This is a genomic window from Chryseobacterium sp. SIMBA_029 (assembly GCF_046535275.1).
GTDB lineage: Bacteria > Bacteroidota > Bacteroidia > Flavobacteriales > Weeksellaceae > Chryseobacterium.
The window spans coordinates 261,630-283,772 of the sequence record NZ_JAWRXA010000004.1 but is presented as its reverse complement, the minus strand read 5'-3'; the positions used below and the strand labels follow the sequence as shown (position 1 = coordinate 283,772).

20 protein-coding genes are annotated in these 22,143 nt (G+C 38.4%); 11 read left to right on the top strand and 9 right to left on the bottom strand.

What is annotated here, in order from left to right; all coding sequences use genetic code 11:
- Positions 1–2: 2 nt before the first annotated feature.
- Entirely contained in the window at positions 3–491 is a 489-nt protein-coding gene (locus SB679_RS09065; RefSeq protein WP_410701926.1) for a cupin domain-containing protein, read from the top strand.
- 76 nt (positions 492–567) lie between these two features.
- Positions 568–1,344, top strand: coding sequence for a carboxymuconolactone decarboxylase family protein (locus SB679_RS09060; RefSeq protein WP_410701925.1), 777 nt, complete (start codon positions 568–570; stop codon positions 1,342–1,344).
- Positions 1,345–1,405: 61 nt separating this feature from the next.
- Here the strand turns inward: SB679_RS09060 and SB679_RS09055 are convergent, their stop codons facing one another.
- Entirely contained in the window at positions 1,406–2,227 is an 822-nt protein-coding gene (locus SB679_RS09055; protein WP_410701924.1) for a helix-turn-helix domain-containing protein, read from the bottom strand.
- Between the two features lie 168 nt (positions 2,228–2,395).
- Here SB679_RS09055 and SB679_RS09050 point away from each other — a divergent pair, with 168 nt between their 5' ends.
- The 7 genes from SB679_RS09050 to SB679_RS09020 all read left to right on the top strand — a co-directional run bounded on the left by SB679_RS09050 (position 2,396) and on the right by SB679_RS09020 (position 8,318).
- A complete protein-coding gene (locus SB679_RS09050) occupies positions 2,396–3,439 on the top strand; it encodes an alpha/beta hydrolase (protein WP_410701923.1) in 1,044 nt (347 codons plus the stop codon).
- A 36-nt stretch (positions 3,440–3,475) separates the two neighbouring features.
- Positions 3,476–4,456 (top strand): quinone oxidoreductase family protein, encoded by a 981-nt coding sequence (locus SB679_RS09045; RefSeq protein ID WP_410701922.1) that lies wholly within the window; start codon positions 3,476–3,478, stop codon positions 4,454–4,456.
- A 61-nt stretch (positions 4,457–4,517) separates the two neighbouring features.
- The gene (locus tag SB679_RS09040; RefSeq protein WP_410701921.1) at positions 4,518–5,294 is read left to right on the top strand and encodes an SDR family NAD(P)-dependent oxidoreductase; all 777 of its coding nucleotides are present in this window, start codon (positions 4,518–4,520) and stop codon (positions 5,292–5,294) included.
- 129 nt (positions 5,295–5,423) lie between these two features.
- Entirely contained in the window at positions 5,424–5,777 is a 354-nt protein-coding gene (locus SB679_RS09035; RefSeq protein ID WP_410701920.1) for a hypothetical protein, read from the top strand.
- Positions 5,768–6,508: an alpha/beta hydrolase gene (locus SB679_RS09030; protein ID WP_410701919.1), complete on the top strand. Its 741-nt coding sequence runs from the start codon at positions 5,768–5,770 to the stop codon at positions 6,506–6,508. The genes SB679_RS09035 and SB679_RS09030 overlap by 10 nt, the downstream gene beginning before the upstream one ends.
- 7 nt (positions 6,509–6,515) lie before the next feature.
- A complete protein-coding gene (locus SB679_RS09025; RefSeq protein WP_410701918.1) occupies positions 6,516–7,250 on the top strand; it encodes an SDR family NAD(P)-dependent oxidoreductase in 735 nt (244 codons plus the stop codon).
- A 12-nt stretch (positions 7,251–7,262) separates the two neighbouring features.
- The gene (locus tag SB679_RS09020) at positions 7,263–8,318 is read left to right on the top strand and encodes an NAD(P)-dependent alcohol dehydrogenase (RefSeq protein WP_410701917.1); all 1,056 of its coding nucleotides are present in this window, start codon (positions 7,263–7,265) and stop codon (positions 8,316–8,318) included.
- 422 nt (positions 8,319–8,740) lie between these two features.
- Here the strand turns inward: SB679_RS09020 and SB679_RS09015 are convergent, their stop codons facing one another.
- Positions 8,741–8,905: a hypothetical protein gene (locus SB679_RS09015; RefSeq protein ID WP_410701916.1), complete on the bottom strand. Its 165-nt coding sequence runs from the start codon at positions 8,903–8,905 to the stop codon at positions 8,741–8,743.
- A gap of 386 nt (positions 8,906–9,291) precedes the next feature.
- Between SB679_RS09015 and SB679_RS09010 the strand changes: the two genes are divergently transcribed.
- Entirely contained in the window at positions 9,292–9,633 is a 342-nt protein-coding gene (locus SB679_RS09010; RefSeq protein WP_410701915.1) for a hypothetical protein, read from the top strand.
- Positions 9,634–9,793: 160 nt separating this feature from the next.
- Here SB679_RS09010 and SB679_RS09005 read toward each other — a convergent pair whose 3' ends face one another.
- From SB679_RS09005 to SB679_RS08995, 3 genes are all read right to left on the bottom strand, one after another.
- Positions 9,794–10,426 (bottom strand): TetR/AcrR family transcriptional regulator, encoded by a 633-nt coding sequence (locus SB679_RS09005; protein ID WP_410701914.1) that lies wholly within the window; start codon positions 10,424–10,426, stop codon positions 9,794–9,796.
- Between the two features lie 80 nt (positions 10,427–10,506).
- A complete protein-coding gene (locus SB679_RS09000; protein ID WP_410701913.1) occupies positions 10,507–15,828 on the bottom strand; it encodes an N-6 DNA methylase in 5,322 nt (1,773 codons plus the stop codon).
- Positions 15,815–16,252 carry a DUF1896 domain-containing protein gene (locus SB679_RS08995; protein WP_410701912.1) on the bottom strand — a complete coding sequence of 146 codons (438 nt, stop codon included), beginning with the start codon at positions 16,250–16,252 and terminating at the stop codon, positions 15,815–15,817. The genes SB679_RS09000 and SB679_RS08995 overlap by 14 nt, the downstream gene beginning before the upstream one ends.
- Positions 16,253–16,399: 147 nt before the next feature.
- Here SB679_RS08995 and SB679_RS08990 point away from each other — a divergent pair, with 147 nt between their 5' ends.
- Positions 16,400–16,576: a histone H1 gene (locus SB679_RS08990; RefSeq protein WP_410701911.1), complete on the top strand. Its 177-nt coding sequence runs from the start codon at positions 16,400–16,402 to the stop codon at positions 16,574–16,576.
- A gap of 81 nt (positions 16,577–16,657) precedes the next feature.
- Here SB679_RS08990 and SB679_RS08985 read toward each other — a convergent pair whose 3' ends face one another.
- The 4 genes from SB679_RS08985 to SB679_RS08970 form a co-directional block, all read right to left on the bottom strand.
- Positions 16,658–18,742, bottom strand: a complete 2,085-nt coding sequence (locus SB679_RS08985; RefSeq protein ID WP_410701910.1) for a DNA topoisomerase 3 — start codon at positions 18,740–18,742, stop codon at positions 16,658–16,660.
- 31 nt (positions 18,743–18,773) lie between these two features.
- Positions 18,774–20,270 (bottom strand): DUF3945 domain-containing protein, encoded by a 1,497-nt coding sequence (locus tag SB679_RS08980; RefSeq protein ID WP_410701909.1) that lies wholly within the window; start codon positions 20,268–20,270, stop codon positions 18,774–18,776.
- 97 nt (positions 20,271–20,367) lie between these two features.
- Complete coding sequence (locus tag SB679_RS08975; RefSeq protein ID WP_410701908.1) at positions 20,368–20,658, bottom strand: helix-turn-helix domain-containing protein; 291 nt, start codon at positions 20,656–20,658, stop codon at positions 20,368–20,370.
- Between the two features lie 380 nt (positions 20,659–21,038).
- Complete coding sequence (locus tag SB679_RS08970; protein ID WP_410701907.1) at positions 21,039–21,884, bottom strand: RteC domain-containing protein; 846 nt, start codon at positions 21,882–21,884, stop codon at positions 21,039–21,041.
- Between the last annotated feature and the right edge of the window lie 259 nt (positions 21,885–22,143).

Below are 22,143 nucleotides of genomic sequence, written 5' to 3'. Positions count from 1 at the left end.
ATATGACAAAGTCAATAACAATAGCATTGATAACGGTAACCTTAATGCTGTTCTCTTGCAACAATTCAAAAGATAAAACAATGGAAACGCCAAACAACGAACTATTCCCTATTGGCGACAAAATCACCAACGGATATTTTACTGGAAATGCTTTTTTATGTCTCCTGCAAGAAAAGGATAAAAACAATGATTTTGCATTGGGCAACGTAACCTTTGAACCGGGAGCAAGAACAAATTGGCATACCCATCCCAGAGGACAGGTATTGATTGTTACCGAGGGTAAAGGCTGGTATCAGGAAAAGGGAAAACCTGCACAGGTCATTAAGAAAGGCGATGTTGTAAATATTCCCGAAAACGTGGAGCATTGGCACGGAGCATCTGCTGATAGCAAGATGATACACATTGCCATCACCAACTATCAGGGCGAGGAAAATGTAACCTGGCTACAACCCGTAACGGATGCAGACTATAATGAGGTCAATAAAAATTAAACAATCAAGTATGCTACACTTCAAGTCCTTTTGGCAATGGATAGTCCTTTTTGCTTTAATCCTAAACGTAAATACAATGAATGCACAAACGAAAACGGATACTTTGAACGCACGGCAACAAAGCATCGTTGCCATTTCCGCACTTACGGCGACAGGCGATTTGGAAAGCCTGAAAATCCAGCTAAATGTTGGACTGGATGCAGGGATTACCGTCAATGAATTGAAGGAAACATTGGTACAATTGTATGCTTATTGTGGTTTTCCGAGAAGCCTGAACGGTATCAGTACATTTATGGATGTGCTGAAAGAAAGGAAAGCCAAAGGTATTGCAGACAAGCAGGGCAAAGAAATCATAGCAAGCAACAATACAGGTGATAATTACGAACAGGGCAGAAAAGTTTTAGAACAATTGACCAAAATCCCGCAGGCAAAACCTGCACCCGGTTTTGGAGAGTTTACCCCACGCATTGATGCCTTTCTGAAAGAACATCTATTTGCCGATATTTTCGATAGTGATGTGCTTACCTATCAGCAGAGGGAATTGGTAACCATTTCCGCATTGGCGGCTATGACAGGTGTCGAACCACAGTTACAATCCCATATCAGCATGGGCATCAATACAGGCATCACTGCAAGCCAGTTGGAACAGGTTGCAGAATTGATAGAAAATCATATCAGTAGAAAGCAGGCTAACTCACTAAGAAAATTATTATTGAAACCAATCGTCTCGGTTGTAGAGCCGGGTATCATGGTACGTATCTCCGAAATTGAAATCCTGCCCGAATATTTGAAAGAATACAATGCCATTTTAAAAGAAGAAGCATCGGCTTCCGTAAAATTGTCAGATAGCTAATTTCTACCGAAACAGTTTAGTATAAAAATGCTTGAACCGGATAAAGGACAGGCATTTTTATTTACAGCCGCTCTCTGTATTCTTTCGGACTTACACCCAACAGCTTTTTTACATAGCGGGTAAAGAACGAACGGCTCGAAAATTCCATTTCATCGGCAATTTCCGAAATATTCAGGTTTTTGTCCTGCAATAGAAGTGTTATCCGCTCTTTCGCATAGCGCTGTATCCACTGCGAAGCCGTAATATGGGTATTGACCTTACAGATATAGTTGAGGTATTTGGGAGTGATGTTCAGCTTATCGCTGTAAAAACGAACTTCCCGTTCTTTCATACAATGTTCCTGTACCAGTTGCGTAAATCGTTCATATAATGTGCCGCTTTGCAGGCTTCGCTTACGCCTGTCAAGTTCATCGGTAAATATGTGCCACATTTCCAAAATGAACAGTTGCATTTGAAGTTTCAATACTTCCTCATGAAAACGGTGGTTTGTTTCCTGTGATTTATCATACAATAATTGGAAGTTCTTTAATATTTTTTCGGTGTCTTTCTTTTCAGGATGTAAAATCGGATTTTCTTTGGAATGCAAAATGGCATCAATACTTCCGGTTAAACTTGGAAAGTTTTCGGTTAATAAATCCCTGTCCACGAACAATACCGTAGCGGTAAAATTCTCCGAGAAAGACAGGTCTGAAACGTCAAGCCCGGCAAGCCAAAAGATAAATTCACCTTTTTTGCAATGATACGTTTGACCATTGAATACAAATTTTACACTTCCACGCTGGCAATAAAGGTGCGTGTGGAAACGGGTTTGAAAGCCTTCGGGAAATTGAGCTGTTAAAGCAGCTTTATACAGGATAATCTTTTGATTTTCTACCATGTTCATTCCAGTAATTAAATTTTATCAAAAATACGTATTATTTGATATTATTTGAGTAATAAATGTAATATAGTGCTTGTTCCTTGTCTGTACCTTTGTATCGTAATCAAATTTGGTAATCGGGTATGAATAGAATGTATTTAACCCTTTTGGTGAAATTAAATAATTATATAAATGAAAGAGTTAACAGTATTGGCAATCGCATTCCTTATGATAACGGGACAGACTTTTGCCCAATTAAATAAAACAAGCAATATGAAACAATCAGAACAAACCGACTATTATACTTTTAAATTAAGTGATAAGGTCACAAGGCAGAAAGTTTCGTTCAAGAACAGGTATGGAATTACAATTGCAGCAGACTTGTACCTGCCAAAACGTATTGATACCACTAAACAATATGCAGCCATTATTGTGGGTCCCCCTTATGGCGGTGTTAAGGAACAAACTGCAGGAATTTATGCTCAAAATATGGCAGAACGTGGTTTTGTTACCATTGCATTTGACCCTTCGTACAAAGGATACAGCAGTGGTGAGCCGAGAAACACGTCTTCGCCGGATATTTTTGCGGAAGATTTTAGTGCAGGTGTAGATTTTATTGGTACACAACCATTTGTTGATAGAACAAAAATCGGCGTCATAGGGCTATGTGGCAGTGGTGGTTTTGCTTTGAGTGCAGCACAGGTTGACACACGCATCAAAGCAATTGCTACGATAAGCATGTACGACATAAGCCGGGTAGAAGCCAATGGCTGGAAAGATGCAATGACACGGGAGGAACGTAAGAAAAAATTGGACGCTATCGGTGAACTGCGTTGGAAAGAATTTGGAAGCAATGAGCCGACATTATCACCAAGAGGTGCGCCACTAGAATTCGATAAAAACACAGACCCTATAAGCCGTGAATTTGCAGAATATTATTCTACACCGCGAGGACAACACCCCAACTCATTGACCCAACATACCGTAGCAAGCAGTATGTCAATGATGAATTTTCCGTCATTGAGCCACCTCAAAGAAATATCACCAAGACCAATCCTTTTAATAATGGGAGAAAATGCGCATTCACGATATTTTACTGAAGACATATATAAAATGGCAGCAGAACCAAAAGAACTGTATGTCGTTCCAAAAGCGGGGCATGTAGATTTGTATGACAAAACAGATTTGATACCCTTTGATAAGCTGAAATCATTCTTCACTGAATATCTGAAATGAGATTTTAAAATGATATTCAATAAAACTTAAAATATAATGAAAAGAATAGTAGCAAGGGAACACGGCTCCTCGGAAGTGATGAAGATAGAAGACGTTGAACTTGGTCACCCAACAGTAGGTCAAATCAAGGTTCGTAATTATGCGATTGGTGTAAACTATACGGATGTTTATACCCGTCAGGGCAATGAAACCTATATGCGTGGTAAAGAAGTCCGAGCATACACTCCCGGCAAAGAGGGAGCAGGGATTGTTCTTGAGGTCGGAGAAAATGTAGAAAACTTCAAGCCCGGTGACCGTGTGGTTTATACGCAATCATTAGGAGCGTATGGAGAAGAACATATCGTTTCGGCTAACTTAACGATGCCTTTACCGGAAGAATTGAGCTTTGAAAAAGCAGCAAGCATTACGTTAAGAGGCTTAACAGCGCATTATCTGGCACATTATACCTATCCTATCCAAAAAGGCGAGATTGCTATCGTACATGCTGCCACGGGTGGTGTCGGTTCGATACTTACACAGTGGATAAAGAGTAAAGGAGCAACGGTAATTGCAACTGTTGATGCGGAGGATAAAAAAGAAATCGCCAAAGAACTTGGTGCTGACTTTGTTATCAATACGCTGGCAGAAGATGTTGCTGCGAAAGTTAAAGAGTTTACCAATGGACAGGGCGTTCATGTTGTTTACGATGGTCTTGGAATAGCAGTAACAGAAGCATCGCTCAAATCATTACGAAATTTTGGTTACTACGTGAATTATGGTATGGTAACCGGAGCCGTAAGCATTGATTTGTGGGATTTAGCGGCTCACGGTTCTTTATATGCCACATTTCCCGACTTAGACCATCACGTAAGTGATTATGGTAAATTGCTTTCTATGGCAGATGATTTATATACTGCCATAATTAACGGAACTATTAAAATAGATGAGCCTTTGGCGCTCCGATTGGAAGAAGCACCTAAAGCGCACGATTTGCTCACCTCATCTAAGAGAACTGGAACAATAGTGTTAATTCCTTAAAAGAACGACCTATTATCAAATAATGGATTAAAACAAATAAGAAGCTTAAAAAATCAAAAAAATGGAAAATCAAAAAAATGGAAAATTCGCAGGTAAGGTTGTAATCATTACCGGAGCCGCAACAGGCATCGGACGCTCCACTGCACTGGAATTAATTGCAGAGGGAGCACGTGTTGGCATAACAGATATTAATGCCAATGCTTTGGAAGAAACAGCCGAAATGATTAAGAATGCTGGCGGAGAGGTGATTGCGATAGCTGGAGACATTGTTGAAGCTGATACTATCGACATATTGGCTTCCAAAGTTGTAGAGGCTTTCGGGCGTATCGACGGTCTTGTAAATAATGCTGGAATAGTGATGGGTAAGCCAATCCTTGAGCACACCAAAGAGGATTTTGATAAAATTGTAGGCGTCAATACCTGGTCTTATCTGCTTACAGCAAAGCGTGTGGTTCCTGAAATGCAAAAGAATGGTAAGGGGTCGGTAGTTAATGTAGCTTCGGTAGGTGCATCTGTTGCCATTCCACAGCTTGGCGTGTATTGTACATCCAAAGCTGCCGTGCTGGGACTTACCCGCTCAATGGCCTACGACCTTGGCCCGGAAATTCGTGTCAACGCAATATCCCCCGGAGGGGTTCTAACTCCTATGGCGGAAGAAGATTTCGCCAATTATCCAAGCAGGGAGGCGGCACTGGAAGTTCGTGCAGGTGAACAAATTCAGAAACGCTATGCTGACCCTGAAGAACTTGCTAAAGGTATCGTCTTCCTTTTGAGCGATAGTTCATCGTTCATGACTGGTTCTGAAATGAAAATGGATGGCGGATGGACTGCGTGGTAGGGTACTGCAAATATTGAACAGGAAAAACCTGTTCTCTGAAATTTACGGACAAGGCTTTTAATAAGGTTACAGGAAAGAACAATATATTTTAAGCCACTCATTATTTATGGATTTTAAACAACAGTAAAGATGAAAAAAATAATTATTGGAATGGCAGCTTCCCTGTTCATATTAGGAGCTTGCCAGCAACCACAGAAAGAAGAACACAAAGAGCAATCACAAAAAACAGAAACTATGGAACAAATATCAGCAAAAGACTTTACCACCTTTACGGTAAGTGATAGCGTGGAAATGTACAGGGTATCATTTCCCAACCAATATAAAATGAATGTCGTTGGGCACCTGTTTATACCAAAAAGTTTCGACAAAAACCAAAAGCATCCCGCAATCATTGAAGGCATCCGATGGGAGCCGTTAAGGAACAAAGTGCGGACGTTTATGCTTCCACCCTTGCAGAGCGTGGATTTATCACAATGGCGATAGATTTATCATTTTGGGGTGAAAGCGATGGCGAACCGAAAAATGCCATTTCACCCGATATGTTTTCAGAAAGTTTCAATGCAGCCGTTGATTTCTTAGGCACACGCCCTTTTGTGGATAGGGAAAATATCGGTGTCTTAGGCGTTTGTGGCAGTGGCGGTTTTGTAATCAGTGCTGCAAAGATAGACCCACGAATGAAAGCCATTGCTACTATCAGTATGTACGATATGGGTTCGGTTACCCGTAATGGATATGGCAAATCAAGAACGGTTGAGCAGCGCAAAGAATTGATAGCGCAAGCGGCACAGCAACGCTATGAAGAATATACAACAGGCAAACAGATTTTTATGAATTATCTGCCCGTTGAACTGCCTGAAAATGCTGACCCTGTAACACGTATGTATCACGGCTTTTATAGAACAGACCGGGGTATTCATATCCCTAAAGGCAGAACGCTCGAAACAACACAGAACCGTACACTTGTAGGCGAAATGAAATTCAATAATTTCTATCCGTTTGTTGACATCGAAACCATTTCACCACGCCCATTGCTTTTTATTGCAGGCGACAAGGCACACTCAAAAGAGTTTAGCGAAGATGCCTACCAAAAAGCGGCACAGCCAAAAGAACTGTATTATGTAAAGGATGCAGACCATGTGGATTTGTACGACAATGTTACAGGCAAAGCACCATTTGACAAGTTGGAAACATTTTTTAAGGAGCATTTGAAATAGGAAAAAGATGGCAAAAATATTTATTACGGGTTCTTCAGACGGACTTGGACTTTTGGCAGCAAAAGCACTTATTGCTGATGGCCATCGTGTAGTCCTTCACGCAAAAAATGAAAAACGTAAAGAAGAAACAATTCAAAAAGTACAGGGTGCAGAAACTGTCCTAACAGCCGATTTGTCAAACATCCAAGAAACAAAAGCACTTGCAGCAGCAGTAAATAATTTAGGTGATTTTGATGCTGTAATCCACAATGCGGGCGTTTACGGTAATGCCCCCGCACAACAGATTTTTGCAGTCAATGTATTGGCTCCCTATATGCTGACAGCCCTTATAAATAAACCGAAAAGGTTGATTTATATAAGTTCTGATATGCACCTGCAAGGAGAAACCAAGTTCGATGAGCTGAAATCAGATATTGAAAAGCTGAATTATTCTGACAGCAAGTTGCTGGTGCTGATGCTCTGTAAAGCGGTTGCCCGGAAATGGGAAGACGTATGTTCAAATGCCGTTAATCCCGGTTGGGTTCCAACTAAAATGGGTGGAAGCAATGCTCCCGATGACCTCCAAAAAGGCTACGAAACCCAACTATGGCTGGCAATAAGCGATGATGAACAAGCCAAAACAAGCGGTGGGTATTATTTCCATCAAAAAGTAAGCCCTTACCACTCCGATGCAGGCAATGTTGCATTACAGGAAAATTTCTTGGAGTGGTGTAGAGAAATAACAGGAGTTTCTTTTGATTAAACTTGATTAAAGATGAACACACATAGTATAAAAGCATACGGTACTGTATCGGCTACACAGCCATTACAGGAGATGGACATTAACCGCAGGGCGGTACTGGCTCACGATGTGGAATTGGAAATATTGTATTGCGGTATTTGCCATTCAGACCTGCACAGCATACATAATGATTGGGGAGGCACAACCTATCCCATTGTTCCCGGACACGAAATTCTTGGTCGTGTAACAAAAATTGGCGAGCACGTTAAAAATTTTAAAATTGAGGAACTTGTAGGCGTTGGCTGCATTGTGGACAGTTGTGGACATTGTGAATACTGCGAAGATGGCATCGAGCAATTTTGCGATGAGGGCGTAACTTTTTCATTCAACAGTCCCGATAAAATTTCAGGAGGTATGACATATGGCGGCTTTGCAAAAACTTATGTATGCAATGAAAAATATGTAGTGCATATGCCTGAATTTAAAGACTTGGCAGCCGCAGCATCTTTATTATGCGCCGGAATAACCGTGTATTCGCCATTGAAACATTGGGGAGCAGCACCGGGCAAGAAAATAGGGATTTTAGGTATCGGTGGTCTGGGGCATTTAGCCATCAAAATTGCAAAGGCTATGGGAGCAGAAGTAATCGTATTTACAACATCGCCATCCAAAGTAGAAGATGCAAAAAGATTGGGAGCAGATGAAGCCGTATTGTCTTCTGATGCAGAAGCAATGGCTAAATACAACCGAAAGTTACATTTCATTATTGATACTGTTTCGGCGAAACACGACGTAAATACCTATCTCAATTTACTGCGCCACGATGGAACGGTAGTTATGGTAGGACTACCCGTAGAACCATTGGAAATAAGTGCTTTTGACGTGGTTCACGGACGAAGAAGTTTTGCAGGTTCCAATATCGGCGGGATTGCCGAAACACAAGAAATGTTAGACTTCTGTTTCGAGCACAACATTACTGCCGAAAGCGAAATTATTAATATTCAAGATGTAAATACTGCTTTTGACCGTTTGGAAAAAGGCGATGTGAAATACCGTTTTGTCATTGATATGGCTTCACTGAAAAACTAAACACATAAATAAGATATAAAACGATGGTAATAGCTCTTTTTTATCACCATCGTTATCATATATATCTGTATTATAGTTAATTATAATAATTTAATGGTGTATTGCTCAAATCTAATTAATCCATAGCATAGTCTTTTAGAGGTTCTCACTATTTGTTTCGGAGTTGCAACTGTTGTTGGTATGCCAAAATTTGGAAATAAAGTTTGAAAAAATCTCACAGGCTCCCCACAGTGTGGGAATTTTTTTCAAAGATTTTTCTATTCACACCAATGAAAAAGGGTAAAGTACATTGGTACTTTACCCTTTTATTTTTTTATATTTGCAGTAATGATTTACAAGGTAATCAGATGAAAGCGAGTGCGGTAAGCACCATTACTAAATCGTTACCGATAGAGTTCCTCTCTCTTGTAAACTACTATTTATTAGCCACTTTGGGCTATATTAATCTTTTTTTCTAAAAAGATACTATCCTTATTTGAATCTCTGCTTTTTAATCTTTTTACTTCATCAGAAACCTCTTCTTCGATGTTTTCCTTTTCTAATTGCGGCTGTTTTTTTGAACCAAATAAATTATTAAATATTCCCATAGAATTTTTATTCAAGTATTAAGCATAAGCCCATTCAACAAATTGTTTAAAGGCATTCTTTATTTTGTTTTTGCGATTCTTTTCTTAGTGCTTATCATTGCTCATAATGATCACAAAACTTGATTCAGTTTTACTGTACCTCTCCATTTCAAAGGTTCCATAGTATTTCCATGGATTCTAACTGAACATTAGAAATATGTTTTGAATCAAACATACGATTACACATATCGGCTCAAAGACTTCGAATATTGTTATTAAAGATGCAAATATAAAGTCTCACTTGTGTGAATTATTATTTAATTCCAATTTTAATCACGAAATACAAGATGATCATACTCTACTTATGAATACATAGAATCGATTATTTATCACTTAAAAAGAAAAACATGAAACATTTATTTATTGCATTAATTTGCACATTAATAGGATTTAGCGCTTCAGCTAGTGATCTTACCCCTAAAAAGAATCTTCCTTTACCGAATAAGGTAGAAATAAAAATAACTTCGAAAGAGAATAAAATTTACGTAGCAATAGCATCAACCAAAAACAATAGTCAAACAATTTCTGCTCGTCGTCAGAAAAAGTTTCTTCTAGAAGATGCATGTGGTCAGATGTGGATTATTTATGTATCCGGGCCTGATAATGTGTCCGATTCAACAATGTACTACGTCGCTCGAAATGCTTTTGCAAATGGGTTTGATAACGATGGATGCTTTAATGGACTATAATCATCTATAAAGCAGTCAAGAACATTATAATTTAGTTTTGATTAAAAGGCAGGGTAGTTACTCAAAAGGCCCCGGGAATCCCGGGGTTAATTATAACGTAATGAATAAACTCTAATATTTTAATCAATTGAAACTCCTTCTGAAAGGCGTTGTACCAATACTAGGCATAGGCCCATTCAACTATTTGTTTGAGGGTTTTCTTTATTTCCAGCTGTGCCTCTTCTTTTCTTATGTCGATTCCACAAATAAGACCATTATTGGTATGCGCAAATAAGGTGATATAATAAATTCCTCCTATAAGAAGAGCTACTACAGGCCGAATCTTCTTATCCTTATCATTAAAGTATTCATCTGCAATTTCACTAAAGAATTGCTCACCAAACTGTTCACGCTTATCATTTAACTCTTCTAAAGATTTCGAACTTTCACTCAATCCCCAGCTTATAATCTTGCGCATTTCTTCGTTAATTACTAATGAATTAAGCTGGTTTTCTAACATGTTCAGTATTGTCTCTTTGCCAAAGTCCTCTTTACTATTTTCAATGATTACCTCAGTATGCTCCGTATTATTGGTCCAATAATCACGGCTGTTTAAATAATCTCTAACGAGTCCTTCTAACCCACCAAAATATTCGTAAATAAGTTTCCTGTTAACCTTTGCTTTTAAAGCTACCTGGCTTACATTTAAACCTGTAAAACCCTCTTCTTTTAGGATTAGTCCGACTGCGGTCAAAAATTTGTCCTTTGTTCTTTCCTTATCTCTGATAGGGCCACTAGTAATCTTTCTGCTCATTTCTCAAGGGTTTATATTGCAATTTCTGATTTTTCCTTATATAATTCAAGTTATTATTGCATCATATATTTTTTCCCTTCTCAAAGTTTAGCCTTACTAGTAAGATCTGTTGGCTTCCCTATATCTTGCGTAGAAATATTTGAAAGTTGATTAGTCTGCTCTTCTTTTTCATTTTCGGTATGAATAGATAACATGATTTTTCTGTCGATTGCCGCTAATTCCGTTTTTAGGTCACTAAGTGACACTTCTTTATTCCAGCTGGAATTAGAAATATCCTCTAACACCGCAAGGTCTTTTTCATGTTCAGAAATGTTTCCCCGTTCCTGTTCCATTAAAGCAGGTATTTTAGCAAGCGCATTGAGAAAGTTCATAGATGCCAGTTTTGGATCAGTAGCCATTTGACCATTATTAAAAGAATATTTTAGATTGCTTTCACCCATCACAAAAAAACGGTTCACTTTAACGTTGACCCCTTCCTTTTGTGAAACTTCTGTTTTAACAAGAAGCGAAAAACCATAGAGTGTTCCAATTTCCTCATACTCTCCTGCCGTTCTGGATTTGTCAGCAAGATCATTGAGTTTAGTCCCCACCTGTTTAAAATCTGCGTTATCAGGCAACCCAAGTAATTTAACAGCATTGATTATAGAACCATCGCTTTGCTTTTGTATTCTACTTTGTAGATTGCTCCAATCTAGTGCAAACCTTTCCAGTCTCGATTTTGATTCTGTTAAATTACTCAAAGTATCATCAAGCTTATATTTAGACAAAAATTTAGACCTTATAAACGTCTGTCTTTCACTTTCCAGACTCGCAATCTGCTTTTCAATTTTGGCCTTGTCCAATAAATCGGTATTTCCTGAGAGTATTGCTACATATTCAGAATAATTCATGCCTGATTTTTCGTCGCCGCCCCCCTCATCTATTGTACGTTTTGCCAGATTATTATTTTTAAGCTGACTGATGAAAAGCTGTTTATTAAATAAAAGGTTAAACTTATAGCTGTCCAAGGATTTTTCAACGGCATAAATGAGAATATCCACTTTATTATTCGCAAAATGTTTTGCAATCCGGTTGCCTTTTCTGACAGCCCTTCCATGACGTTGTTCCAGATCACTCGGACGCCATGGCGTATCCAGATCATGTACGGCCACAGCACGTTCCTGCGCATTGACTGCCGTCCCAAGCATTTCGGTCGAACCGACCATCACCCTAATCCGCCCTTCATTCATTGCCGTAATAAAATCTTTCCGCATCTTATCATTCTTAGCTTCCTGAATAAACCGTATTTCATGGGCAGGAATACCATAATCATTAACCAGTTTACGTTTGATCTCGGAATAGATATTCCATTCATCCGGCTTGTAAGTACCCAAATCTGAAAACACGAACTGAGTACCCTTCTGAGCATTAAATTTCCTATAATACTTTTCAATACTGGCAGCACAGTGTGAGGCTTTGTTGTCGGGATGGTCTCCATATTCGGAGCTGATTAAGCGCATATCCAGCGACATTTTACGTGCATAATCAGTTGCAATCAGCATTTTCGCTTTTTCTTCTGACTTTGACAATGGAGGCCTGCCAAGAAGTTTAGCATCCCCGGTCTTAGCAAACTGCATCAGTTTTTTTATAAAGTCTTCCTGGTCGGGTGTTGGTGGGATGTTATAAAAGATCTCGTTTTTTTCAGGCCGATCAATACCAATATCTTTTGCGGTTCGATAATCTGTGATTTCTGAGTAAAACTGTGCCAATTCCGGCACCTTAATAAAATAACGGAAACGTTCCTTTTGAACTATATTATTGGCGACTGAAAATTCGTAATCTGAGGTTTTTCTTGCGTAAATAGCTGCCCAGGCGTCAAAACACGTAATCCCCTGCTTCTCCATTGCTTTCGGGCGAAGGTATTTGAACAGTAGGAAAAGCTCTGTAAGAGAATTGCTAATGGTTGTTCCTGATAGAAAAGTAGCACCCAAATCTTTGCCCGTCCTTTCCTGAATAGTACGAAGGGCAAATAGGAGATTCATTGCCTTTTGACTGCCTTGCATATTACCAAGGCCGGAAACACGATTGTGCCTGGTATTAAACATTAAATTTTTGAACTTATGACTTTCATCGACCAGCAAATGATCTATCCCCATCATTTTAAAATCGACGACATCATCTTTGCGCGTTTGAATATCATGCTCCAGCGTTTTGAGTTTAACTTCAAGATTTTTCTTTCGCACAATAACACCTTTAAGCATGGCTCTTGAAATCTCTTTACCCTGAGCATTTAATGCATCCAAATTGTCCTCCACACTTTGAAGCTCTGCCTCCAGTATTTCTTTCTGCATTTCTGGCGATTGGGGAATCATTCCAAATTGATCGTGCGTCAAGATAATGCAGTCCCAGTCATTGTTTTTAATATCTCCAAAAATTCTCTGGCGCTTCCCTGGCGTAAAATCTTCTTTGCCGGGATAGAGAATCTTAGCATGTGGATAGGCTTTGCGATAAGTGTCCGCGATCTCATGTACATTGGCCTTAAGACCAATAATCATCGGTTTATGTGCAAGTCCCAATCTTTTCATCTCCTGTGCTGCACAGCACATAATCAATGTTTTGCCTGCACCCACTTCATGATCACAGATTGCCCCTCCATTGAGCTTAATCATCCATACTGCATCTTTTTGACTGGAATAAAGATCCTCGATTCCCAACGCCCTTCGGTCCAGACCTGGAAAGTCCTGATGACTGCCATCGTATTGGGGTCTTACAAAACAGTTAAATGTATCATTGTACTTATCTGAAAGTTCCCTTTTAAAGTCGATACTTTGTTCATGTAGCCAATCTGTAAAAGCTTTCCTAATTACATCTATCTTCGAGTTAGCCATTTGTATCGCTTCCATATCGCGTACCTTGACCTCCTGATCGCCAAGCTGAACGGTTTTGGTTATATCCGGGGTCGTATTGACTAATGCGTTTTTAAGAAGAGCGATACCATCAAAGGTTCGGCTTTCGGATTTTACAGCATGCTTTTCAGTTATTATGATGTTTTTTTTCTCGCACGCTATGGAAAAATCATCAGTTTTCTCACTGTAATAAACCCGCACCTCAGTATCAAAAAGGTGAGAAGCAAACTTGCTGTAAATATCGGTTTGTATCCAACGCTCCCCCAAATTAAAATCCAGTTCCTCAAATTCAATTTGCCGAGGCATGGCCTGCTTTAAGATTTTTGCACTTTCTTTAGCTTCCTTATCAGTTGGGTTTCCTAATAGATAATCTTCAATTTCATTGATCTTTTCAATGACATTCCCAGAAATAAACCGTTCTGAAACCTCATATTCCTTCGCTATAGGATTAAAGAATATTCTTCCTTCAAGTCTTGCCTTTAGTTCCAGCTCCGAAAGATTACTGATCCGAGACATATACTTCAGATTGACCGTACCATAGCGGTTCAACGAGGCAGACAATGCCTCATCAGGGTTATCTGTTGCAAGAGTTGTTGTTGAAAAACTTACCGGATGATGGAAAATATCAGCCTTATGAATGACGCCGCCCACAACCCGTTCGAGGTAAGGAACTTCTTTTCCAGCACTATCTGTTTTTATCAGTTTTATATTTTCAGCGGTGTTTAGATGCCCAAACTTTTTCACATAAGAATCATAAGCCCTGTTCAGTACTTCTCTTTCCTCTCGATATTCAATATGATTTTCAGCTTCCTTTTCGTATAGATCGATATAGGTATCTCTTAATAAGACATAAGCCTCAGCTCGGCTTTTCTGAAGAAAAGATAAAGTCAGAGGATGGAAAAATGCATTTACTCTGTCCGATTTAATGCTTTTCAGATAACCTACTAATCCATTATCAATGACCAAACTATCATTGCGGTGAAATTTTTGAATTTTCCCTCCATATGGTTCCGGGCCCATAATAGCATCTGTGCGCTTGCTTTCCTCGTTACTAGTAGATATAGAGAATAAATTCCCGACAACTTCAATTCTACTTACATCTTTTGGCTGGTAGGCGGATAAAGTCTTAGATTTTGGCACATCACTAAACAAATCTGATTGATAAGAAGCAGAGGGCTTTTTCTTCTGGTTTTTGTATTTTTTACTTGGAAGTGCTTTTGCAACAGGTTTTACAAAATTGTCTTCAAAAAGTTCAAAAAGGCTTAGTTGGACCTCATTTACGACAGCTGGCATGGCCGGTTTTACGGCTATAGGATTTATTACTTCTGATGTAATAGCAATTTCTCTAGCAGCCGTATTATTTCGCTCCCTTCCGTATAATTTTAAATCAAGGAGTTTACTGAAATCATCTTCCAGCATATACTTGAGATCATTTGAAATCCCATTTAATCCGCCATCGTGAGTATAAATCATAGCAGGATGCCCGTAAGGATCAGTAGCTACAGCCTGTGAGGTATGTACAATTCTGTGATTATCCTGAAAATAAGCGTTACCAGGTGTATTGTACTCGGTAAGACGGCTTTGACAAAACAGTTCTTCCGCTGCCGTTAATTCTTTTTTGAGGCTGTTTTTTTGGAGAACAATTAGATCACTACCTACTTCTGTTCCTGCATAATCTGAAAACAAATTATTTGGCAGACGAACGGCAGAAAGGAGAATATTACCCTTCATTAAAGCCCTGCGAATAGGCTCATTTTTAGAGCTATTTAGTACCCCCTGGGAGGTAATAAAAGGCAGTATCCCACCCTCACGAAGCATATCAACTCCTTTCAAAAAGAAGTAATTATGTACACTTCTCGCTGCTTGAATTCTTGCCTCATCCCGGCTTCTGGAAAATAATAGGTCGAAAACAGAAATATCTCCAAATGGAATATTACTGCACACCACATCATAGGTGGATTTCTCCATTTCATCTATATCCTCAAAACCACCGGTCCTGATATCATAATCAGGATATAGCTGTTTAAGCACCAGTGCTGTCAGCAGATCCTTTTCATATGCTGTCACCTGCCTTATGTTTTGACGAGAAAAAGAATTTAAAAAAGCACCGATACCAGCAGATGGTTCAAGAAACTTCTGAATGTTTACACCCTCGTTTTCTAAACTATCAGCAATCACATCAATGATTTCCGGCGGAGTATAAAAGGCTGACAAAACCGAACTCCTCATACTCTCAACGAAACGTCGGTACTGCTTTTCATCCGAAGCATTATTTTTTAGAAGCCGGTGCAACTCCTGCGTAAGTGCAAAAAATTCCTGTTCCGTTTTTCGCCATTGGTTGATATCAGTCTCTTTTTCCACCGGATTTAGGATAAATTTCAACCCACCAAATCCACTATATTGAAGTAAAAGTTTCTGTTCAGTTTTATTAACTGGTCGTTTTTCTTTCTCTAGCAGGAAGGCAGTGGAAAGGGCTAAAATATTCTGACGAAGATGCTCCTTTTTATTGAAGGCCATGTTCCTCAATCCAGAGTTGAATCCTGCCTGTTAGCTCTGTATATAGTGCATCATAGCTTATACTGTATGCAAAGTCATCAGCTAGTTCATAACAATTAAAAACAGATTCACAAACCCGGAACATTTGTAAAGCAAATGGCCGCAGTTCCTCATCTGCCATAATCGTGTCGAACTCATTGCAGATTACACTGAATATCGTATCGAACTTTGAAAAATGCAGATTTTCAAATAAGATAAAATCTGAAATTTCATTACATTGTTCAATGGAATTCCCTGAAAGGAACGCGCCTTCATATGCGTTAGCGGCCAAAGCGGATCGCTGGTTAATAAATGGGTGATCTCCAGATAATTCAGGAAAACTTGTATTAATATGTTCCTGTAATCTTAAGTTGAAATATGAAAGGTCATTTTGTTTTGTTCTCATGATATGTTGTCTTGGATTGTTCTATTTATTTAAGTGAAATACCGTGGCTCATGACTTTGAGATTTAGTATAATATTTTTAGTATTCTCTATTGACTTGCATATGTAGTATTTCATAATTTCGCCTGTAATCATTAGAAAATTATTTTATGAAAGAATTGATTGAGCAAATCAAAGCCGAGTTTGAAAAATTCAAAACAGACGCTGATCTACAAGTGGAAAAAGGAAATAAGGCAGCAGGAACGAGAGCACGCAAATCAGCTCTGGAACTTAGTAAGTTATGCAAGGATTTTAGAAAAATTTCTGTAGAGGAAGCTAAAAAGTAAAAATAATCCCTGTTTTGCAACAGGGATTTTCCTTAGCTTCATTTTCAGCTGGGAAGGTTACAACTTCTCCTCATTTTCTGATTATTTTTTTAAAAATTTGTTATTTTCAAATTCAAAAGCTGTCTCTGCTTTTCCATTCAGGATGATACGGGCATCGAATTTCTTACCTGCCCTACTCGTCATTCCTTTTAAAAGTGATGTTTTACCTTTCTTAATAAGATTTTCGACCTCCTTTAAATCCAGTTGCACCCCACAGATGTTTCGAAACAACACCCATTTACAAACGACATCAGGGCACTTTACAATCTTATCTCTGATTATTAAATGTCTGGTTTTGCATTTTGGACAAATTAAATCTGGAATTTTCTCAGTCTCCAAGGAGGCAGATAATAATTCCTGGGTAATCAATCTCGTATAGGTTTCAATACCCAATTGAAAATCGTTAGCGCTTATTTCTCCATTTTCAATCTTTCCTAACGAAAGTTCCCACTCCCCTGTCATCGATACATCTGCAATTTTCTTATCCTTAATAAAGTCATAAACTTTGAGCCCCTTTTCTGTCGGAAGAAGTGATTTTTTTTCACGTTTGATATAATCCCTGTTAAATAAAGTTTCTATAATAGCTGCCCTGGTTGCTGGTGTACCAATGCCCACATTTTGAAGCGCTTTTCTTTCCTCTTTATTCTCAATCTCCCTTCCGCAGTTTTCCATAGCAGAAAGTAAACTCGCCTCCGTAAATAAAGAAGGCGCTTTAGTCTGTTTTTCGAGAACATCCGCTTCCTTAATCATTAGATCATCACCAGTATTGAGTACTGGAAGTAACTCTATAGCATCATCATTTTCCTCACTAAAGTTTCCATAAATAATGCGCCAGCCTGGTTCTTTAATCTGAATTCCTTTTGATAAAAATTCGTAATGGAGAACTTCCAGCTTGATGGTTGTTATTTCCTTTTGGCAAGGCGCACAAACAGACTCTAACATCCGCATCGCTATCATATCGTAAACGGCAGATGCCGCGCCGGTTAGCGCAGAAGGGATTTTCTCTGTAATTAACAATCCATGATGGTCAGTTACTTTTAAATCGTTAACAATCTTCTTATTTAACGGACCACCCTTCATTTTGCCTAATGGTTCATTCAAAGAAGCGCGATCATATAATGCTTTAATAAGGTGTGGGATTTCTGGCCAGACATCTTCTGGAATATAACAACTTCCAGTACGCGGATACGTAATAAATTGCTTTTCGTATAGACTTTGGGCAATATTTAAAGTTTCATCTGCCGATAAATTGAGTTTCTTGTTGCATTCTTTTTGTAAACCTGTCAAATCGAACAGCAAAGGAGCCTGCTCCGAAACTTTTCTGGTTTCCACATCCTTTACTGTTGCGCTTCCAGCGCGAAGGATCGTTTTTAAAGCATCTTCAGCCTTTTTCTTATCATCCCACTTGTTTTGTGCGGAGCTTTTGAAATCATTATAATCTTTTCTGTGATTTAACTGAATCTGCCAGTACTTTTGCACCAAAAAGTTTTTATTATCAAAGTATCTTTTACAAATCAAAGCGAAGGTCGGCGTTTGTACTCTGCCTAATGAATAAATTCCAGATCCCGCAGAAATGGTCAACGCTTGTGAACCGTTGATCCCTACAAGCCAATCAGCTCTACTTCTACTTTGGGCAGCATAATATAAATTATCAAAGTCACTACCAGGTTTAAGGTTCATGAATCCCTGTTTGATCGCTTTTTCCGTCAGAGAGCTAATCCACAGACGTTCGAACGGTTTGTTGCATTTTAAATATTGATAGATATAGCGAAAGATCAGTTCACCCTCCCGTCCAGCATCTGTTGCAACAATGATGCTGTCACACTCTTTTATTTTCCTTGCAATGACTTTTAATTGTTTTGATGCGCCAGGATCGGCGATATAAGACTGATCCTTTTTAATTTTACGTACGATTAATTCAAATGGATCAGGCATGATGGGCAGAGATTCTCTGTCGAAACCTGCTATCCCATAATCTTCCGGCATGGCAAGGGTAATCAGATGCCCAAATGCCCACGTTACACAATATGAATTTCCAGCTAAGTAACCTTCATTTTTCTCTGAAGCTCCTAATAGTGCAGCAATCTCGCGGGCAACACTCGGCTTTTCTGCGATAACTAATTTCATCTTGATTATTTTTTAATGTTACTATCCCGAATTAAGCTCTAAGGCGTCTTTTTTTAGGAGGCGTATTTTTCTCTGCTTGTTGCTTCACTTGTTTCTTATCATCTGGCGCTGTTTGCCCTGATTTTAATGGTTCCTTAATGTTTTTTGTAGCCTCATTGGTCTTTCCTTCTGAATTGACAGCAACCTGCGTCTTGTGCTCTTCTGCGGGCTGAGCATTAACTTTAACATCATTCGGATTTTTAAAATCAAAATCTGTTTTTCCAGTTTCTTTATTAAAATTGATGTAACCTTTGTACTCTTTTCCATTTCGGTCGATCAAGCCATCTATATACACCGTTTTTCCTTCTTTGAGATTTTGATACTGTTCATCACTCAGATCTTTTCCCCTGAATATTTTATTAGGTTCCGTAGCTATATTTTGCTGAAGTTTATCTACAATAGGATCATCAAACAAGAACTGCACATAACGTTTTTCAGCATTAAACTGTACACGGCCGCCAAAAGGCTCCCCTTTATTCGAAGTCATCCCTTCCAAATAAAGAGGCTTGCCATCCATTAAAGTCTGTTTTTGCTCAGTATTCAGTTCAAGACCTTTAAGGGTATCTGGAATTTTAATCTTGTCTGTTCTTAAAGCCACGATTTCCTGCGTTAGCTTATCAATACTAATGATCGAAGGAATTTTCTCACCAGTTTTAAGATTATCAAGTTCAACAACTCGTCCCATATTTCCTGTTTCGCGCAAATTCTTTTTATCTTCCTTGGTGAACTCGTGCCCGAAGAATTTGTAATCTAAATTGGGCTCTTTACGGATTCCGTGAATGGCAACAGTTACTTCGCCTTCACCATTCCTTTGCAGTGATAGTCTTGCATCCAATCGGGTGATAACAGTACCAAGATTAAGGCTTACAGGAATTAATTTATCTGTTTTAAAGCCCTTTAATAAGTCTTCCAAGACATTCATTTTCTCTAGTTTTTCCTGATTAAGACCTAATTTACCCATAGTATCCCAGTCGATTTCTTCTGGCTTATAGCGCGTTTCAGTCGCTGCCGGCGCATTTTGATTTTCCGCAGGTGTAGGTTGCTCTGCTGGTTGGTTGGTTTGTTGCGTTTCCATATTATTCTGATTTTGAGATTTATTTTCCTGCTGACCCTCAGCATTTATTAGATACTTTGAAAGTATTTCGCCTCCCTTTACAGAGGGGGCATTAATAGTCTTTTGGATTTCCGCTGCAGTTTTAACTGCAGTTTTAGCGGGTACTTTAAAGAATGAAAAATTGGTTGGGTTTTTAAGTTGACTGATAAAATTGGAAAAGAAGTTGGAAAAGACATCTCCATGTTTATCTACTCTCATAAACTGGTTCTCATTCTTCTTATCGGTTGGAACGGTCTCCAGCTCACCATTTTTCCCAATCCCTTTAACAGCCTCAATTCTCATTTTCTCCTTGTTCAAAACCAGCAAAATGTCTGACAGCTGATCCGGAGATAGATTATTCGGAGCTTCTTTTATAGGCGTTTCTAATGCACTCATGATTTGATTATTTAAGTATTTGTGCTCAAAAGTATAAGCCAGAACCGCCGTAGCCTTAAAGTGGCATCAGACGGCTACTATTTGTCTTTCTCTGGCACTATTTTGAAATCATGCTGGAGCTGTTGTGTATAAAACTCCTTACATCAGATAGTTTGTAATACAATTTGCCGCTAATGGTGAAGTATTTTAATTTTCCTGATGAGCGGTAACGCTGTAAAGTGCGCTGGCTGATTTTAAGGTTATGCATTACATCCTGATTATCCAGTAACTCCTCTTCATCCAGCACCATACGATCCCTGGCTTTCGCACTCACTTGATCAGAAAGGATATCAAATCGTTGCATAATTCTTTTCATCCAAAAGCTGAATTCCATTTTGTCTATTTCCATGATTATAATTTTATGGTTAATAAATTCTTAATGTCATTCCCGTACTTTACTATATGAGGAATGCACAACAAAATTGAAAAGACAGCATATCTTTTCTTGCCAAGTTTTCGATAAAAGAAAATGGGTGAATAGAAAATATGATAAAAGAAATTAGATTCAATAATTCCTGCTACTAGCCGAAAAAGAGTTAAAATGCAATTGGTTGTTGCATATCTATAGTGAGAAAATGATTACTAAAAAGAGCAATTTACCAATGGGCTATCATGGGTAAATCGGAGAGGAAAAGAATAGTATTAAATAAACCAAGAAATAATACCCTAAGTTATCAATGAAAAGCACTTTCATTAATACGGGTCTTTATTTAATCAATCAGGCAAAAACTACATAAATTCTTTATCCATATATTGTTCCAGGGAAGATTTTATACGCTCTAGAAACAGCGTGCGGTTTCCGGCACGGTATTTCATACGGTGAAAAGCATGGTGAACATCACCAAGCTCAATATGGAAAAGGCTTTGAAATGCGAGTGCAACCTTTCTTATTCCAACATTGCCACTACCAAGGCACTCCGAAGCGTATAATGCGTAAATAAGTTCAATAAGCGCATTCTTTGAGCCAGTCCACTGAATAGATTGCTCGCCGGAATTTGAAAAAATAATGCCGTTATCTATACCAGCTTCGGTACGCATTAGGAGATATTCATAAAGCAGATCATTTTCAATGATCCGGGACACTTTATAATCATAATAGGTAGAGAACATCGGATCTGATTCAAAAAAATGACTTTGGAGGCCAGAATTAAAATCCATTTTTCCGCGGGTAAAGTAAACATCATCTTTTGCTCGGCTACCTGACCGATAATAACGATAAAATTCTGAATTGGAAATATTTGTCTTGTAATTATGTTCTAAATGCTCCAACTCACTCAAAAAATAGCTTTTATTGATGCTACCGAAACTAGCAGGTCTGCTAATTTCAAGACGGAACACTTTATTATAGAATAAAAGTTTCCCTTGAACCTCGGGTTTCATGGACCTGAAAAATTCAATTTCTTCACGCTCATTCCTAAATTCTCTCTTGAGTACTCTTTCTCTCAATTCACTGAGCAACTCCTTTAGCAAAATTGCCATTCTTCTGGATTCTTCAATAGCGTTTTGAGCATCCAAGCTTAATTCTAATTCGGCGGATTTAATTTTCTCCCGAATGTTATTATAAAAGAGCTCCATAATTAATATAGTTTGGTTCAACAATTATTTAAGCACAGCACATTAATGATTTTTTACTTAATTATTTCTCGTATATCTCACAAGTGAGACATATAAAAAAAATGTAGTTTTTCTCACAAATAAATATTTATATAAATTCATGTCCTGATATTTTACTGTATAAGCAGTAATCAAAATAATTCGACTGTATAAAAATCGATAAAAATTTGCGTGGCAAAATTGTAAGAATGTGTACTTTATATGTTATCAAACTATAAAG